We start from the raw sequence: 16152 nt of genomic DNA, 5'->3' as shown, positions 1-16152 counted from the left end.
TTTTAGATGACGCGTTCAATATGGTATTTATTTCTTTCAGAACTATTACGTGACAGCAATTCAGCGATAAAGCCTGTCAGAAAGAGTTGAGTACCGATCATAATTGCTAATAATGACAAGAAAAACAGTGGTTGATCCGTCACATTACGATAATCTGTACCATTTGCAATACTCATCAATTTTTCGCAAATCAAGTATATTGTGATAAAGAAACCAATTAAAAAGCTCACCACTCCTACTGGTCCGAAAAAGTGCATTGGACGCTTACCAAATTTTCCGACAAAAAATATAGACATCAAGTCCAAAAATCCTTTTACGAAACGCCCTGGACCAAATTTGGTCGTACCATATTTACGTGGATAATGTTGTACTACTTGCTCTTGGATATTTGTAAAACCAGCCCATTTTGCAATCACAGGAATATAACGATGCATTTCGCCATAAACTTCAATACTCTTCACTACATCTTTCTTGTAGGCTTTCAACCCACAATTAAAATCGTGCAAATTATCAATTCCCGATACACTACGCGTTACGGAATTAAACAATTTTGTAGGAATGGTTTTCGTCAATGGATCATAGCGCTTTTGTTTCCAACCCGAAACCAAATCCGCTCCTTGATTCATAATTCTATCGTACAATTCTGGAATTTCGTCTGGACTATCTTGCAGATCCGCATCCATAGTGATAATAACATCACCTTGCGTAGCCGCAAAACCCACATTTAACGCAGCAGATTTTCCGTAATTTCTTCTGAACTTGATTCCTGAAATTTGCTCATGGGTTTTCTTCAAATCCATAATTACCTTCCAAGAAGAGTCCTTACTTCCATCATCTACTAGAATAATTTCGTAAGAAAAATTATGCGTAAGCATGACGCGACGAATCCAGTCTGTTAATTCAGGAAGTGATTCTTCTTCGTTGTACAATGGTATTACTACAGATATATCCATTTTATATCGAACCTATTTGGCTATGATTTAGTTAAAATTTGCGGGTTGACCTTGCGAAAGTTTTTCGTTACGCGTAATGGCCGAAAGTATTAATGAAAAAACAAACTGCATCAGAATTGAAATCATCAAACTTCTAAAAATATTTTTGATGGTAATCTGACCCAGCGTATTCATTTGTTCTTCTAATGCTGCTACGCGCGAATCGATTACGTCATCTGGTGCACCACTCGTCTCAAGCTGTTCTATCGTGATATTGATAGTATTGCGCAATACTTCCTCTTGCAATCCAGGATTTATGACATGTACGTATACCATAGTAGATACAGTTGCTAGTACCGTAGATACTAATAGCATTAAGAATATGGATTTCAATCCAATAGAAAAATTCCAAAATCCACCATTCTTTTTGCGCAATGTGTAAGAAAATGCTAATGCCACGATCATATAAAGAATCGTATTGATAATGAATGACATAGAAGTCAACATCCAAAACGATTGCATATTGCGGCTTACAAATAACACGATGATTCCTAAAAGAAATGAAATTATCCCTAGGATAATTCCATACTTAATACTTTCCTTTTTGTTGTACGAGGCATTGAAGCCCGCTTCAGAAAACTTTCCTTCAACCATTTTTTACTTGTTGAAATTAACGATTACCTGATAAATAGCTGTTTCGTAAGCTTTATTTTCAGCATGAGAAGTAAACTCTTCAATTTGTTGAGCTGATGGATTTTGCTCATAGAAGAAAGAAACAACAGGATTAAATAGCTCATACAATTCTTCCATAGGACCAACTGTTTTTGCAACTTTAGCAATTTCCGAATAATCCGATTCTACCAATATTTGATTAGCAATTACTTTTTCATAAATGCGGTGTTCATCTTGGAATTCATCTTCTTCTACCAATAAGAATTCTTTCAAATAATCATCCAAATCAGCTTCTATCTCATCATCCGCGCATTCTTTCAAATACAAGAAAACATTCAATAATTCGGTACCACGATCCAAAGTATCCTCTTCTATTTGCTCCCATTCTTCCGAATCCAAATAATCCTCTTCTAATTTCTGTACGTCTTCTGCAAAGAAATTGATCATCAACAAATCAAAAGATAGTTCTCTTAATTCCTCAAATGACTGGTGATTATCAAATACGGTATCCATAGCACCCACTTTCGTCATAAAAGGAGCTTCTAGCGCGAATGTCGTTTTTAATGCAGAAAAAAATTCAGCACTTTCAATATTTTCTAGTGATGCATAAGTCGCTACACCAGCTTCTAACGCATTTTTTACTTTATTATCCATATTATTAATTATTTATAATCAATTGGTTATTATTTACAACCAATTTTACTTTACCCACTAATTCTGAACCGAATAATGGATTATTTTTACCTTTAGACTTGTTTGATTTCTCATCAAAAGTCCATTTTTCATTACGATTGAATACCACCAAATTAGCTTTGGCACCTTTTTCAAGTACAGGTATATCCAAACTTACGACTTTACGTGAACCGATTACTAATTTATCAACAATTTGCTCATCAGACAAGCCAGCTTTGATTAATAATGGCAACACAGTTTGTAAACCTGTGATACCATTTTTTGCAATTTGGAATTCTACGTCTTTAAATTCTATTTCTTGTGGTGTATGCTGAGAAACTACCGCATCAATTACCCCCTCTTTCAATCCCTTCAACAACGCTTTGACATCCTTCTTGGTACGTAAAGGAGGACTTACCTTATAATTGGAATCAAATCCTACCACATCATCATCTGTAAAGATTAAATTATGCGCAGCAACATCACAAGTAACTTTTAATCCTTTAGCTTTTGCTTTTTTGATTAATTCAACGGATTCTGCTGTAGAAATTGTCGTAAAGTGGATAGGCGCTTCATTGTATTCTGCTAAGTACAAGTCACGCGATACCATTAACGATTCAGCCAAATTTGGAATACCTTTCATACCCAAATATGTGCTCATTATCCCCTCATTCATTTGATTTCCTCCAGCAATGGATTCATCCTGTGCAAAAGAAATAATCAACCCCTCAAATCCTTTTGAATATAATAAGGCTCTCCCCATCAAACCAGCTTGTTGAACACTTCTATTCCCATCACAAAAAGCCAACGCACCGTTGATCTTCATATCATACAACTCAGCCAATTCATTGCCTTCGCGCTTTTTTGAAATAGAACCAATTGGATGCACATCTACCAGATTTCCTTTCGCCGCATTCACCAAAAGAGAAACTTCAGCTCTACTCTGAATGGAAGGATTTGTATTCGGATGAACAGCTATACCCGTAAAACCACCCGCTGCCGCGGCAGCAGTTCCTGTCGCTACATCCTCTTTAGTTTCGTAGCCCGGTTCACCAATATTTACATTCAAATCAAAGAAACCCGCACTCACTGTAAATCCATCAACATCGATAGTTTGAACATTTTTTTCTGCCGTTATTTTACTTGCTATATCTGCAATTACGCCATCTTTAATTAAAACATCAACTTTTTGACCGTCTAAAGTATGACCTGGCGAAATCAAATTGGCAGAAGTAATTAGGAATGTACTCATTGGATTAATTCTTGGAAAAAAAAGGGATTTGAAATTCTAAATGTTGTGGAATACACAAAATATTAAATAGTATGTCCATATAAATCGCATATAAGTTGACGCATAAATAGACTATATTTTTGTGTTTTTTCATTAAAAGACAAATGTACGCAAAAATGCTTTTACATAAAGAAGGATTTTCAACGGCATACGTTATTTATCGCCCCAACGATAGGTGTCAATTTTTAAATCTATAAGTGACAACACGCGATCTACAACGGTCGCCGCCACATCCTCCATAGACTGCGGTAAACTATAATATGAGGGAGATGCTGGACAAATAATTCCACCCGCCTGTGTCACTGTAGCCATATTGTTTATATGGATTAAGTTAAGTGGAGTTTCGCGAGTAACCAATACTAATTTGCGGCGTTCTTTCAATATTACATCTGCTGCACGCGTAGTTAAGTCTGAGGAAGTTCCTGTCGCGATACGAGCTAATGTTCCCATTGAACATGGGCAGACAATCATACTATCGTATTGCGCAGATCCCGAAGCAAAAGGCGCCATAAAATCATTTTTTGAATAAAATGAAAAATCAAAATTATTGTAAGATTCATCACCAAGCTCATACCTCCACACATCTTTTGCATTATCAGACATCACCACCCCTACATTTGCTAGTTGATCTGTTTTAATTAATGCTAATTTTTCCAACAACACTTTTGCATATATGGATCCTGACGCGCCAGTTATTGCAACTACTATCTTCCTTTTACTCATAAAAACAAAGCTAAATAAAAAAGGGTCGAATAAGAAATATTCGACCCCTACATCTACCTATGAAAAACATGCCCTTGGGGAGGGTATACCAAAAGTAGCAAGAGTTTTGTTAACCACAAGGGAAAAGTATTAATTAATACAGGACTTATATGAATTTGTAGTTATAAATCTACAAAATACATCCACTTAGACAACCGATCGCACAACCATAAATAACCTTTTATTAAATAAATTTCTTATAGATTTAGTTAATGAATGTTTTATTAATAAACATTCTGAAATTTATGCACAATTTCAATTTTTTTGATAATTTTTATTTACTTAGAACTATCAAACATGTAATAATGAGCTTATCAATTCTTGAACAATACATAGAGACTGGCAATCATTTGGATTTAGAACATCTTTTAAGCGTCCAACCTGATATTCTAAAAGAGAGAACAAGTCATGATATTTCTCCATTGCTACTTGCGTGCTATTACAATAAGCCTCAAATAATTCAAGTTATACTCAAATACACCACCAGTATTACAATACATGAGGCCTGTGCGACAGGTTTACTTCAACATGTACAAATGATGGTTGAACATAAACAGGATATTGTTGAAGAATTGTCCACTCATGGATTCACTGCATTAGGAATTGCTACACATTTCAACAAAGAGGATATAGTGCGATTTTTACTTACCCATAAAGTTGATCCAAATATTCCCTCTCAAAATGGATATCAAGTATACCCTTTACATGCTGCATTGAGCAATAATAATAGCAACATAGGCAAGCTTCTAATTGAAGCTGGAGCTGAGGTGAATGTTCGACAACATGGAGGACTTACTCCATTACATTATGCTGCGCAACATGGAAATATTGATTTAATTATTATTTTATTAGAACAAGGAGCTGATATCAGTGTAGTAAGTGACACAGGAGATACTGCAGCTGATTACGCTGCAAAAAAAGGATTTCACGAAATAGCAGAAATACTTAAAACAACTTAACGACTAAGCACACAGTAACCTATTGCGCAATCCAGACATTTCTTTCCTGCACAATAATGACGGAATAACTGCAGCAATGCTTGTGACTCGCCTGCAGTTTTAGCTTCTATTGCTCTTTCCTTGAACCCCGCAACAATATTATTTTTCTCAACTTTCAAATTATGTAACCATTCCAAGGCCTTTTGTTGTAAATCTTCTCGGACAATATATTTTCCGTACGTAAATAATATGGGTATAAAAGCATTTAAGACAATATGCTGTATAAAATCAGAAGTCAATCGAGTATCGTGTGCTTTTGATATTTTATGGAAATGAAAATGATCTCGCCAATATCCAGATGTACAAATAGCTTCCAAATCTTCAATAACCTCCTGCAATGCGCTTGTTTTTATAAATTCAAACCATTGCATTCGTTTAATTAGCAATCCGCATAATTGCGCCATACGATATGTAGGAAAATTATAAGGACGCATTCGCAAAAATTTCCACTCGACGAGTGATTGGCCACCTAAACCATGCATATGCTTTAAATATCCAAATTCCTGCCAAAGATCTTTAGCATATGCATCATCTAAATTTTTGCTAGACAAAAATCCTGACAATCCAAACAATAGAGCTTCTAATTTGAATGGATCATTAGCGTATTTGTACAACATATTAGTATTCAATTGGAGCATTAATTTCTCAAACGCATCTGAATTTACCTTCATCCCAAATGCTCTAGGTATGGCTATCAATTGCACTTTCTCCCAATCATATCCTGTTAGTTGAGCCCACGAAGTCACCATTTCCATTTTAGACTCTAAGCGTTCAATTATCAATCTGTCCAACCAATTTGAAATCGTTAATTCCGGAACTTTATGCAATTGATTTTCACAGGACATCCATTGTTCATTACTCATCAATTGATGGTATTTTTCTAACAAAGCATTGTCTACATAATTTTTAAGCACTAAAGTCGGGATAGTAGTGTTATCTAATCGAACAGCTTCACTCTGTTCATAATTTTCCCATACAACGTGTAATATAGTAGAGTTGTAACGGGGATCTAAATGATGTTGATGAAATTTCCAATCCAATGAGCAAACATGTAACTCTACATTTCCCACCCAAATTCGACCATTGATTTCAATTTTGGCAAATTCAAAATCAGCTCCTGCATTCGTATTATATTGTCCAAAATCAAGCACAAGCAGAACTTCACCCTGTGTAGTACGAAGGTTGGATTGGTTAATTAATTTATAGCGCCATATAAAATGAAGCAATTTCTCAGACCACTTCATTCTGAAAATTAACGAAATATAATTAATTTTTATAATAAATATTTAACTCATTATCACCAACCAATTGTTTTTCTGTTGCTTTAGATCTTAAAACAGGAGATTGCACGCCATTCTCCCACGATGAATTACCAACAAATACACGTGCTTCATCCCACAGTCCAGCGTCTACAAATTGTTGAATAGTCTTCGCCCCTCCTTCTATAATAATGGATTGCACATCCATAAGATAAAGTTGGTATAAGATATTTTGCGGAAGGTATAAATCAAAATTTTCGAGCTCAATATATTTTAGATGACCATTCCAATCGGTTTTGATGGAATTGAAAATTATTAAGTCTGATTCTGTGGATAAAAATAAATTTGAATCAGTTGGAACAGCTAATTTTTTATCAATTAGGACACGTTTTGGCGATTTTCCTGACCACAATCTATTTGTTAATTCGGGATTGTCAACTATAGCCGTTCTTGTACCTACTAAAATAGCATCTTCTTCCGAACGCCATTTATGAACCAACTGTTTACTCGCAGCATTCGATATCCATTTTTGTATTGCATCAGCTGGAGCAAAGAAACCATTTTGCGTTTCTGCCCATTTCAAAATTACGTATGGTCTATGTTGACTTATACGCGTAAAAAATCGACGGTTTATAAATTTACATTCTTTTTCCAAGACACCCAAAACAACCTCAATTCCTGCGTTAGTTAACTTCTGAACACCAAGACCATTAACCTTTGCAAATGGATCAAGACAACCAATCACAATTTTTTGAAACTGATACGAAACCAACATATCTGCACAGGGAGGCGTTTTACCATGGTGTGCACAAGGTTCTAAGGAAACATATATAGTTGATTTTTTAAAAAGTTGTTTTGCTGCTGATTCACCCAAATAGATAATCGCATTTTGAACTGCATTAACTTCTGCATGCGCACCACCATATGGTGAAGTATATCCCTCTCCAATGATTTTATCTTCCCACACAATCACTGCCCCAACCATAGGATTTGGACTTACAGTCCCCGCGCCAAAAACTGCCAATTCCAAACAACGTTTGATATACTGTTCCTCTTTTTGCATAATACAAACTTAGCATTTTGCCATATTTTAAAAGAAAAGCCTCGCATAATATTGTAATTTTGTGAAATGAGTACTACTTGGAAAGATTTTGAGATGCTTTTTCAGCAAAAGCTTTCAGCACTTTACGATGTGAATGAAATCAAAGCATTATTTTTAATGGTGATAGAAGACATTGCTGGTGTGAGTTCGGGGAAATATTTAGTAGAAAAATCAAATCCTGCTGATAATACCACTGCACAGATAAATTCTATCCTTCAAGATCTCATGAATGGAAAACCATTGCAACATATATTGTGTAAAGCCGATTTTTATGGTTTAAAATTTGAAGTAAATGAAAACACACTGATTCCAAGACCTGAAACTGAAGAGTTGGTTCATCTAATTCTACAAGATCATATTAAACAAGCGAAATTAAAAGTTATTGATATCGGGACTGGAACAGGATGTATTCCCATCACCCTACAAAAACACCTTAAAGAAAGTTATATCTGGGCGGTCGACATTTCCGCTGAGGCCATTGAAGTAGCAAAACGAAACAACTCACGTCTCCATCAGAACGTTCAATTTATTTTGACTGATATTTTAGAATGGGAATTCATGTTTGCTGAGCCACAAGGTTTTGATATTATCGTAAGTAATCCACCCTATATTACACCACTTGAGAAACAGCATATGCACGCAAATGTGTTAAATCACGAGCCACACTCCGCGCTATTCGTAGAAGAATCGGCTCCGTTAATTTTTTACGACTATATCGCGGATTTTGCACTGCATCATTTGCAACCTGACGGAACGTTATATTTTGAGATTAATCAATATTTAAGTCAAGAGACGACGGACTTATTGCGCAAAAAAGGATTTGAAACAGTGGAAATATTTAAAGATATTAATGGGGCAGACCGAATGATTCGTGCAAAAAGATAAAATCATTTAAAACAGCTTTAGAACATTAATTAAGAACATATTTTTTCAATCTGTAAAACAAAGAGTTATTAAATTTATTAAAATATTTTGAAGTAAAATTTTGCATGTGCGATAGTTTTTTCTACCTTTGCATCACTTCAAACAACGAAGGATATTTCATTACGAAATAGGATTCCGTAGCTCAGCTGGTAGAGCAATACACTTTTAATGTATGGGTCCTGGGTTCGAATCCCAGCGGGATCACCTCTTGGGACAAGTCTAAAAAAGAAAGACTTGTCCCATTTTTTTTGCCTTGTAACTTGCTGTTATTCTGATAGATAAGTGCAATCGCAGAATTTAGCCTCGGAGTTCGATGTTGTGTTCCGTCAAATTCCAAAAAATCGGGGAACATCGAACTCACTATAAGCCTTTTTTCCTCAATATCGCCGTTTTCATAGCGTCTATCAATGTTTGCGACCTTTTTTAAGGTGGATGCTACCAAGTCTTTTATCTCCGTTCCGACTACTGCCAAGTCGTTTAATCTCCGTTCCAAAGCCTCAATCTTTCCTTTGGTCAATTTCTTTACTTCTTGGAAATCGTCATCTGCCATTTCTCCATCGGCATTCTTTAAAAGAGCATTTTGATAGCGTTTGTTCAACGCATCAATCTCACCTATGATATTTGCCCGTTCGGTATTTTGGGCTTTGGTCTTGTTATTGAAGTCTTTTATAAAGGCTTCGATAAAAACATCGACCATACCCTCTTTTGGTGATAGATGCCGTAACTGTTTTAAGAAAGCCTCATTGGCGGTTTCGGCTTTGAAACGTACTCCGCAGGAGGAAGTGCAATGATAATAGTAATAGTAATTGCCCATCTTGCCCTTTGAGGCACTTCCTGTGAGCATCCTATTACAATTAGGATTAGGGCATTTAATAAACCCTCTAAGCGGTAGATTGTCCATAGCCACGATTTTAGGCTTTACAACCCTCTTTCTCCCATCGAGTATATCCTGTACATCCGCAAATGTCTTTTCGCTGATTAATGGCTCATGCTGTCCTTTGACAAAATATCCCTTTTCCTCTTTGTAGGGAGGAATGAATATTTTGCCACAGTACAAGGGGTTTCGGACGGCTACCCAAAAGTTATTTTTGCTGAACCGACCTTTTCCATCGGCTTTCTCCCGAACCATTTTCCATATCTGTTCCGTATTGAAGTTATTGGAAACGATTTGCTCAAACGCCCATTTTAATATGGGTGCTTCAAAGTCATGCGGTGCTATGAATTTCTTTTTGCCCTCTGTTATCTTATTGACATATCCCAATGGAGCAGTACCCATATACCGCCCCTCTTTTTTCGCCCTGCGCATTCCGTGAAAAACATTTAATGCACGCCTGTCGTTCTCAACTTCCGGTGAAGCAAGATAGAACGCAAGCATAATTTTATTTTCGGGAATGGTAAGGTCTAAGGGCTGTTCTATCGCAACAGGCTCAACGCCATGTGTCCGTAACTGGTTAATCATTTGATACGCATCTCCTGCATTTCTACTGAACCTATCCCATTTGGTAAATAATATTATCGACCCCGCTTTGTTGTTTTTTGTTTTACGCAGGTTGGATAAATATTTCTGCCACTCTGGACGTTTGAAAGATTTTGCCGAATGGTCTTCTATGTACACATCCCTTACCGAAATACCTTTTATCTCACAATATTTTCTTAATCGGTCTTCTTGGTCACGTTGCGAATATCCCTTGTCCGCTTGCTCGTCTGTCGATACACGTATGTATAAATCTGCCTTTCTCATCACAACAGTTTTCCTTGTTCATTAGGTTATAGTTTTCCTCTTAGATACTGGTTAACTGCAATGTCAGCTATCTTCTTGACAAACTCCAAGATGGTTTTTGCTTCCTCTAAATTGACCTCTGTTCCTTTCTTTTTCAAGATTTGTACAACTCTTTCGGGTGTTAAATCGTTCGCTTTTTCTTTATCCATCTTCAACTGTTTTTTGCCTGTTAACCACACGGATTAATCCGCACAGACAAACTTATCATACTGATGGAGTGGATATTGGATTGTGTCTTTGGGTTGAATTATTTGGCATAGTCTGCCTGTTTAGAACCATTTCGGCAATGCTATCCCCATTTCTTCCACGTTTGGTTATACCTAAAAAGCGGGTATGCCTGTTGTTCACGTTTCATGGAGCAAAGGTTGGACGTGTTCTTAACGGAGGCAAAAGGTCATGCAAGTTTGAAAAAAAATCTCCACCCGTTGGGTAGTATTTGTTTTCCAAAACCTTGTGCATCCTAAACACTAACCTAAACTGCTCTCGAAACGAAACACAGCATACTCCGGCTCTTTACACGAATAAAAAAAATGTCAGGCATGAGGAATATAAGCATTGGAAATGGTATTGAAACAAAACAACAGCACCACCTCTCATTGCCGAATAAATCAAAAAAATTAATTCAAAACAGTAAAGAAATGACACATCAAATAAACACATCGGAAGCAAGGGTATATGTCGGCACATACGCAAAATATAATGACGGTTCAATCTTCGGGGAATGGCTAACGCTATCCGACTATGCGGACAAAGACGAATTTTACGACGCTTGCAGGGAGTTGCACGATGACGAGGAAGACCCCGAATTTATGTTTCAAGATTACGAGAACATCCCAAACGGCTTAATCGGCGAATGTTGGATAAGCGATAGCATATTTGAGGTTTTGGAGGCTTTGGAAGATATGGACGAAACCCGAAAAGAGGCATTTCTAATATGGTGTGACAATGGACACCGTAAGTTGTCCGAGGGGGATATTGACGACCTAATGAGCGACTTTGACGATGACTATATAGGGGAATACAAGGACGAGGAAGATTTTGCCTATGAACAGGTAGAGCAAATGGACTTGCCCGAATTTGCAAAAACGTACTTCGATTATGAGGCTTATGCCCGTGACCTGTTTAGCGGTGACTATTGGAGCGATAGCGGTCATGTATTTTATAATTCTTGAATTTTCGGGAACGGTGCGCCGTTCCCATTTTTATTAAAATCCGGTGGGCAAAAAGATAGATCCTTTCGATGGTCGGGACCGTCTTTTTGCGGAAAGCGGAACAACCCCTTTGTTAAATGCTTCCGCTCCGCAGTTTCTTACCTGCATTTTCCAAATAGGTTGTATAGAGCATAGCCTACTTTCTTTCATGAGTTGAGACGGAAAAGAAAGTAGCAAAGAAACCATAAGATTATAAATTAGTTCGAATTAGAGACGGAGAGGACGTTTTTATTTATTAAATTTGTTGTAAAGTAAACCATAGTGTAAGCCACAAGCTAATCTCGCTATTTTTAAAAAATGGAGTGTTATAAAAAAATTAGTCATTTATGAAGAAAGTTGTATTTATCGCATTTGCTATTGAAGACAAAACACAAAGAGATTTTTTGAAAGGACAATCTCTTTTAACACATTCACCTTTCGAATATATTGATATGTCTGTGAAAGAACCTTATAGTGAAGATTGGAAATCCAGAGTTAGAACGAGAATTAGACGTTCCGATGGTATAATTGTTTTAGTTAGCAAGAATTCTTTATCGTCATCAGGACAAAAGTGGGAAATTCAATGTGCTAAGGAAGAGAGAAAAAAAATTCTTGGGGTTTGGGCGTACTCAAATGACCGAACCGAAATCGCAGGTATAACTACGAAAGTTTGGACTTGGGACAATATTAAAAATTTCATTGATTCCTTATAATGAAAATTGCATTAATTATCGGAATAAATCACTATCCAAATGGAGGCGATTTATATGGTTGTGTTAATGATGCCTACTCAGTCAAAGGCATTTTAGAAAGAAATTTTGATGGCTCAGTAAACTTTGATTGTAAATTGCTCACAGCTTCAAATGAGAGAGAATCCCTTGATAGAGGTCAGCTTAAAGATGCTATTAGCCAGCTGTTTAACACTAAATCAGAAGTAGCCTTGCTTTATTTTGCTGGTCATGGGCATATTGAAACAACAGGTGGCTATTTGTTAGGAAGTGATGCAAAAAGAGGTGATGATGGAGTTTCTTTAAACGATATTTTAGTTTTAGCTAACGATTCACCAGCAACCAACAAAGTTATTATATTAGATAGTTGTCATTCGGGTATTGCCGGAAATCCACCTAATATAAAAGATAGTGCTTTAATTAATGAGGGAATAACTATTTTAACAGCCTCAACCTCCGACCAATATGCATCAGAACAAAACGGTAGTGGCGTTTTTACAACATTATTAGTTGACGCCCTAAACGGTAGTGCCTCTAATATTTTAGGAGATATAACGCCAGGAAGTGTTTATGCTCATATTGACCAATCCTTGGGGGCATGGGAGCAACGACCTATCTTCAAAACAAATGTACGGAACTTTATATCTTTAAGAAAAGCGTCACCCTCAATAGAATTGGACGACTTACGAATGATAAAAGATTTATTTCCCGTAGCCGGATTTGAATTTAATCTTGACCCTTCCTTTGAACCGGAAATGAAAGGACGAGATAAAGGTATGCCCGACCCAATTGAAGAAAACACCAAGATATTTGCTGTTCTACAAAAATATAATAGACTTAATTTACTTAAACCAGTAGGCGCTCAACATATGTGGAATGTCGCAATGGAAAGTAAATCTTGCAAATTGACAGCATTGGGAGAACATTATAGGAAACTTGCGGAAAACAATAGAATATAAAATTAGAAGTTTTGATTAGCAAAGAAACCTAAGATTGTGATTGATTTTTAAAATATTCCATTGCTATCCCACTAATCCCAACACTGAAATATTTTTTGTTTTCGCTCAATGCTTTAACGGCGGTTAGCATTTCATCGGGGTCTGCAAATTTCAGAATATATCCCGAAACACCTGCCTTTAGCATATCCGTTACGCTTTCGGTGTCGTCTTCCGTACTGGAAATTAGGACTTTCAAATCGGGATGCTTTTCGAGTAAAAGTTTAGCCGTGGCAAAATCTTCCTCAATGAGACAGACATCGGGTAATCTGTTATTCTCTTTTAGTTTTTGTAGGGCATCCTGCCCGTTACCTGTTTGGAACAATACTGTATAGCCCGAATTTTCAAGTTGCTTTACGGGCATCTCCCGAAGATGTGCATGGCTATCTATGACCGCTACACAGACTTTTTTTTTGTTTTCTTTTCCAGTAACCATAATATCTGTTTTTAAAAGTAGCGACCTGCAATAAAAAAGCGTAGGCAACTACACTTATCGACATTAAGGCACTGGTACGCCTCTCTCCGAATAAGCGAGCGCCCACGCCATAGCATGAGCGTTCTTACTTATTTGTCTCGGAGAATTGTTTAAAATTACCAGTTTTAAATGTCGAGACTTAAAGCAAAAACACTTTAAGATTTTTATATTTTCTAATAGCAAAGATAACAATGTGGATTTTCTTATACAACAGCCATCCGCCTTTTCAATTTGGGTTTAACATGGGAAGATTGTAAAAGAAAAACGGTACAGACCGTAAAGACCTGTACCGTTCCCTAAAACTAAATATCGTTACTTATCGTGGGTTCTGTATCTCCGTGTTTTGGGATGCTTTTTCTTTTGCCTTTTTCTGTCTCGAATAACTCCACAAGAACAGCACACCGAATATAATCAAAGCATAAGCTATCCATTTGCCCAAACGTTCAGAAGTTTTAATAATAACCGACTTTTCATAGGATGAAAAGCCTTCCGCTCCGGTCGGGCTACGCCTGTAAAACTTCCTGCGGTTAATCCAGTAACGGAGACCTAATCCCAAAACCAGTGCTATTATGCCTAAAACCAGTGATGCACCCATAACGATAGCTATTATAATTCGACACTTTGAATTTACGAAAAAGCACCGAATGGCAGGCTTAAAAATGAAAAAAAACTGCCCAACGTGCAGGTTTTTTCTGTCTTTAATCACGGCTGTTAAACTGGAAACTTATTTGCTTTTCGTTCCCGAAGTTGTCCGAAATCCAAATATCAAACGCCTGTGATACGGTGGATTGCGAGGTGTAATACAACCTAAATTGTGTCTGTGGCAACAGGTACACGTCATTGGGCATATACGGCGGTTCACTGTAATAGCGCAATGCTCCCTGTCCGTCAAACTGGAAATAGCGGATGTAGTAACTTGCATCACTGAAATTTCCGCTTCGCTGTATCGTTACCCTTATTTCTACGGTTTGACCATTTGACACATCCTTTGGAACAGGCATTACCTGTACCTCAAACAGGTAATTTTGTTGTATGTCGAGGTCGTCTTTTTCACACGAGGTCAGTACCACGGCGCAGACCAACATCGCCAAGAGCATGAACATTGCCTGCAAATGTAGCCCGTACTTTCTGATTAATATTTTCATCGTAAATCAATTTTAAAAGTTAAACCTTAGTCCAATCCCTGCCGATGGACGGAACTGTTTCAAATCCGTACCCCATAATACTTTTGTCCGCCCTTGCAGGAGCAGGACAAAACGGTCGGACAGGTGCGTTTCGAGCGTGAGCCGTCCGCCCATACCATAGACGAAATTGTCTTTGTCGAGGATGGTCGAGCCATCCGATAGCATGGCTTCGCTCCGGTTGATGGTTTCGTAACCTGCCACAGCTGTTAGCCCTGCATTCAGCGTAACGGTCTTTCTTGCATCCCCCAATAGCTGAAGACTGTAACCCACCTCGCCTGTATAGGTTTCGAGCGGTATCTGTACATCCCTGTAACAGGAAAATTGATGGGTGTACTCCGCACCCCATATCCAGTAATTGCCGTTCTTTCCGTTCACGGTCAATGTCAAATTCAGATAGTAATTGTCGCTTATTTCTTTGGACAGCATACCTGCGTTTACTTCCAATCCCTTTTGTTTGGGGAGCATTCGCTGTGCCTGTACCGCCGTCATGCTTAGCATGGCAAACACCACGGCAAAAATGTATCTTATCATTGTTCGTTCCTTTTTGGTTAATCAATCTTTAGGTGCATATCGCTTATCAGCTTGGCGTGTACGAGGTCGGAATTTTCCACCTGCAATACCTGTTGTCTGCCACTGGAGTTGCTACCTTTAGTGCGAGACAGATTTAATAAGTAATTTTAAATTTGTAGAGATGCATAGAAAATTTGATGATTCATTTAAGATCATGGCAGTCGAGCTGAGCGTTGTTAGGGGCTCTGTAGCTGAAGTTGCAAAAGAGCTTGATGTTGATCCCAGCCTACTTAGCAAATGGCGTAGGAACCCTCGTTATAATGGTAATAAAGTTTTGCCTGACAATCCCAAGATAAGTCCTGAGGAACAGGAACTGCGGATTTTGCGAAAACGACTTAGAGACGCCGAACTGGAACGTGACATACTAAAAAAGGCCATAGCCATCTTCTCCAAGGGAGACGGTCCATATACCGGTTCATAGCGGCGAACCGCAATATATATTCCGTAGAGAAGATGTGCCAGATATTGAATGTTAGCAGCAGCTGCTTTTGCCGTTGGTTGGTTTCACCGGATCCTCCTGGAGAGCAGCGGAGCAAAATGCTTATTGATAAAATACAGAAAGTCCACAAGGAGAGCGGTTACATCTATGGCAGCCCACGTATAACCGCAGAGCTACAT

The 16152-nt window shown here is 37.6% G+C and carries 18 protein-coding genes, 1 tRNA gene and 1 pseudogene; 7 read left to right on the top strand and 13 right to left on the bottom strand.

Annotated elements, in window-relative coordinates:
* Positions 1 to 2 precede the first annotated feature (2 nt).
* The 5 genes from FLS47_RS06380 to FLS47_RS06360 all read right to left on the bottom strand — a co-directional run bounded on the left by FLS47_RS06380 (position 3) and on the right by FLS47_RS06360 (position 4290).
* Positions 3 to 953, bottom strand: a complete 951-nt coding sequence (locus FLS47_RS06380) for a glycosyltransferase family 2 protein (RefSeq protein ID WP_149913547.1) — start codon at positions 951 to 953, stop codon at positions 3 to 5.
* Positions 954 to 980: 27 nt separating this feature from the next.
* On the bottom strand, positions 981 to 1586 hold the full coding sequence (locus FLS47_RS06375; protein ID WP_149913546.1) for a DUF4199 domain-containing protein: 606 nt from the start codon (positions 1584 to 1586) through the stop codon (positions 981 to 983).
* Positions 1587 to 1589: 3 nt separating this feature from the next.
* Positions 1590 to 2258: a hypothetical protein gene (locus FLS47_RS06370; RefSeq protein ID WP_149913545.1), complete on the bottom strand. Its 669-nt coding sequence runs from the start codon at positions 2256 to 2258 to the stop codon at positions 1590 to 1592.
* A 4-nt stretch (positions 2259 to 2262) separates the two neighbouring features.
* Positions 2263 to 3528, bottom strand: coding sequence for a dihydroorotase (locus tag FLS47_RS06365; protein ID WP_149913544.1), 1266 nt, complete (start codon positions 3526 to 3528; stop codon positions 2263 to 2265).
* Positions 3529 to 3720: 192 nt separating this feature from the next.
* Positions 3721 to 4290, bottom strand: a complete 570-nt coding sequence (locus FLS47_RS06360) for a UbiX family flavin prenyltransferase (protein WP_149913543.1) — start codon at positions 4288 to 4290, stop codon at positions 3721 to 3723.
* Between the two features lie 344 nt (positions 4291 to 4634).
* On the opposite strand from FLS47_RS06360, the gene FLS47_RS06355 reads away from it, so the two are divergent.
* Positions 4635 to 5288 (top strand): ankyrin repeat domain-containing protein, encoded by a 654-nt coding sequence (locus FLS47_RS06355; protein ID WP_149913542.1) that lies wholly within the window; start codon positions 4635 to 4637, stop codon positions 5286 to 5288.
* Here FLS47_RS06355 and FLS47_RS06350 read toward each other — a convergent pair.
* Together FLS47_RS06350 and ribD are read right to left on the bottom strand one after the other, a co-directional pair.
* Positions 5285 to 6571 (bottom strand): DUF2851 family protein, encoded by a 1287-nt coding sequence (locus FLS47_RS06350; protein WP_149913541.1) that lies wholly within the window; start codon positions 6569 to 6571, stop codon positions 5285 to 5287. The genes FLS47_RS06355 and FLS47_RS06350 overlap by 4 nt on opposite strands.
* A gap of 22 nt (positions 6572 to 6593) precedes the next feature.
* Positions 6594 to 7649 (bottom strand): bifunctional diaminohydroxyphosphoribosylaminopyrimidine deaminase/5-amino-6-(5-phosphoribosylamino)uracil reductase RibD, encoded by a 1056-nt coding sequence (gene ribD / locus FLS47_RS06345; protein ID WP_149913540.1) that lies wholly within the window; start codon positions 7647 to 7649, stop codon positions 6594 to 6596.
* 66 nt (positions 7650 to 7715) lie between these two features.
* Here ribD and prmC point away from each other — a divergent pair, with 66 nt between their 5' ends.
* Both prmC and FLS47_RS06335 read left to right on the top strand, forming a co-directional pair.
* Complete coding sequence (gene prmC, locus FLS47_RS06340; protein WP_149913539.1) at positions 7716 to 8573, top strand: peptide chain release factor N(5)-glutamine methyltransferase; 858 nt, start codon at positions 7716 to 7718, stop codon at positions 8571 to 8573.
* 170 nt (positions 8574 to 8743) lie between these two features.
* Positions 8744 to 8816, top strand: a tRNA-Lys gene (locus tag FLS47_RS06335).
* Between the two features lie 739 nt (positions 8817 to 9555).
* Here FLS47_RS06335 and FLS47_RS18445 read toward each other — a convergent pair.
* Positions 9556 to 10353, bottom strand: a pseudogene (locus FLS47_RS18445) (recombinase family protein); the annotation flags it as partial.
* A gap of 26 nt (positions 10354 to 10379) precedes the next feature.
* Positions 10380 to 10541: a hypothetical protein gene (locus FLS47_RS18250; RefSeq protein WP_185211645.1), complete on the bottom strand. Its 162-nt coding sequence runs from the start codon at positions 10539 to 10541 to the stop codon at positions 10380 to 10382.
* 390 nt (positions 10542 to 10931) lie between these two features.
* On the opposite strand from FLS47_RS18250, the gene FLS47_RS06325 reads away from it, so the two are divergent.
* The 3 genes from FLS47_RS06325 to FLS47_RS06315 all read left to right on the top strand — a co-directional run bounded on the left by FLS47_RS06325 (position 10932) and on the right by FLS47_RS06315 (position 13269).
* Complete coding sequence (locus FLS47_RS06325) at positions 10932 to 11564, top strand: antirestriction protein ArdA (RefSeq protein WP_262713858.1); 633 nt, start codon at positions 10932 to 10934, stop codon at positions 11562 to 11564.
* Between the two features lie 365 nt (positions 11565 to 11929).
* The gene (locus FLS47_RS06320; RefSeq protein WP_149913538.1) at positions 11930 to 12295 is read left to right on the top strand and encodes a TIR domain-containing protein; all 366 of its coding nucleotides are present in this window, start codon (positions 11930 to 11932) and stop codon (positions 12293 to 12295) included.
* The gene (locus tag FLS47_RS06315; protein WP_149913537.1) at positions 12295 to 13269 is read left to right on the top strand and encodes a caspase family protein; all 975 of its coding nucleotides are present in this window, start codon (positions 12295 to 12297) and stop codon (positions 13267 to 13269) included. Before FLS47_RS06320 ends, FLS47_RS06315 begins: the two co-directional genes overlap by 1 nt.
* Positions 13270 to 13297: 28 nt before the next feature.
* Here FLS47_RS06315 and FLS47_RS06310 read toward each other — a convergent pair whose 3' ends face one another.
* From FLS47_RS06310 to FLS47_RS06295, 4 genes are all read right to left on the bottom strand, one after another.
* On the bottom strand, positions 13298 to 13741 hold the full coding sequence (locus tag FLS47_RS06310; RefSeq protein ID WP_149913536.1) for a response regulator: 444 nt from the start codon (positions 13739 to 13741) through the stop codon (positions 13298 to 13300).
* 355 nt (positions 13742 to 14096) lie between these two features.
* Positions 14097 to 14375 (bottom strand): hypothetical protein, encoded by a 279-nt coding sequence (locus FLS47_RS06305; RefSeq protein WP_045756378.1) that lies wholly within the window; start codon positions 14373 to 14375, stop codon positions 14097 to 14099.
* A gap of 103 nt (positions 14376 to 14478) precedes the next feature.
* Positions 14479 to 14883: a DUF3872 domain-containing protein gene (locus FLS47_RS06300; protein ID WP_308214544.1), complete on the bottom strand. Its 405-nt coding sequence runs from the start codon at positions 14881 to 14883 to the stop codon at positions 14479 to 14481.
* Positions 14884 to 14937: 54 nt separating this feature from the next.
* Complete coding sequence (locus tag FLS47_RS06295; protein WP_149913534.1) at positions 14938 to 15495, bottom strand: conjugal transfer protein TraO; 558 nt, start codon at positions 15493 to 15495, stop codon at positions 14938 to 14940.
* Between the two features lie 160 nt (positions 15496 to 15655).
* On the opposite strand from FLS47_RS06295, the gene FLS47_RS06290 reads away from it, so the two are divergent.
* Positions 15656 to 15955 carry a transposase gene (locus FLS47_RS06290; RefSeq protein WP_149913533.1) on the top strand — a complete coding sequence of 100 codons (300 nt, stop codon included), beginning with the start codon at positions 15656 to 15658 and terminating at the stop codon, positions 15953 to 15955.
* Positions 15956 to 16152 lie beyond the last annotated feature (197 nt).

The organism is Sphingobacterium cavernae, from assembly GCF_008520265.1.
GTDB classification, from domain to species: domain Bacteria; phylum Bacteroidota; class Bacteroidia; order Sphingobacteriales; family Sphingobacteriaceae; genus Sphingobacterium; species Sphingobacterium cavernae.
This window is presented reverse-complemented; position numbering and strand designations above follow the sequence as displayed.

Bases quoted from the DNA above. Each gene is read 5' to 3' on its own strand.
- FLS47_RS06305 (WP_045756378.1), bottom strand. From the start codon at position 14,375: ATGGGTGCATCACTGGTTTTAGGCATAATAGCACTGGTTTTGGGATTA.
- FLS47_RS06365 (WP_149913544.1), bottom strand. From the start codon at position 3,528: ATGAGTACATTCCTAATTACTTCTGCCAATTTGATTTCGCCAGGTCAT.
- FLS47_RS06375 (WP_149913546.1), bottom strand. From the start codon at position 1,586: ATGGTTGAAGGAAAGTTTTCTGAAGCGGGCTTCAATGCCTCGTACAAC.
- FLS47_RS06325 (WP_262713858.1), top strand. From the start codon at position 10,932: ATGAGGAATATAAGCATTGGAAATGGTATTGAAACAAAACAACAGCAC.
- FLS47_RS06320 (WP_149913538.1), top strand. From the start codon at position 11,930: ATGAAGAAAGTTGTATTTATCGCATTTGCTATTGAAGACAAAACACAA.
- FLS47_RS06295 (WP_149913534.1), bottom strand. From the start codon at position 15,495: ATGATAAGATACATTTTTGCCGTGGTGTTTGCCATGCTAAGCATGACG.
- ribD (WP_149913540.1), bottom strand. From the start codon at position 7,649: ATGCAAAAAGAGGAACAGTATATCAAACGTTGTTTGGAATTGGCAGTT.
- FLS47_RS06355 (WP_149913542.1), top strand. From the start codon at position 4,635: ATGAGCTTATCAATTCTTGAACAATACATAGAGACTGGCAATCATTTG.
- FLS47_RS06310 (WP_149913536.1), bottom strand. From the start codon at position 13,741: ATGGTTACTGGAAAAGAAAACAAAAAAAAAGTCTGTGTAGCGGTCATA.
- prmC (WP_149913539.1), top strand. From the start codon at position 7,716: ATGAGTACTACTTGGAAAGATTTTGAGATGCTTTTTCAGCAAAAGCTT.
- FLS47_RS18250 (WP_185211645.1), bottom strand. From the start codon at position 10,541: ATGGATAAAGAAAAAGCGAACGATTTAACACCCGAAAGAGTTGTACAA.
- FLS47_RS06300 (WP_308214544.1), bottom strand. From the start codon at position 14,883: ATGTTCATGCTCTTGGCGATGTTGGTCTGCGCCGTGGTACTGACCTCG.
- FLS47_RS06350 (WP_149913541.1), bottom strand. From the start codon at position 6,571: ATGAAGTGGTCTGAGAAATTGCTTCATTTTATATGGCGCTATAAATTA.
- FLS47_RS06290 (WP_149913533.1), top strand. From the start codon at position 15,656: ATGCATAGAAAATTTGATGATTCATTTAAGATCATGGCAGTCGAGCTG.
- FLS47_RS06380 (WP_149913547.1), bottom strand. From the start codon at position 953: ATGGATATATCTGTAGTAATACCATTGTACAACGAAGAAGAATCACTT.
- FLS47_RS06360 (WP_149913543.1), bottom strand. From the start codon at position 4,290: ATGAGTAAAAGGAAGATAGTAGTTGCAATAACTGGCGCGTCAGGATCC.
- FLS47_RS06370 (WP_149913545.1), bottom strand. From the start codon at position 2,258: ATGGATAATAAAGTAAAAAATGCGTTAGAAGCTGGTGTAGCGACTTAT.
- FLS47_RS06315 (WP_149913537.1), top strand. From the start codon at position 12,295: ATGAAAATTGCATTAATTATCGGAATAAATCACTATCCAAATGGAGGC.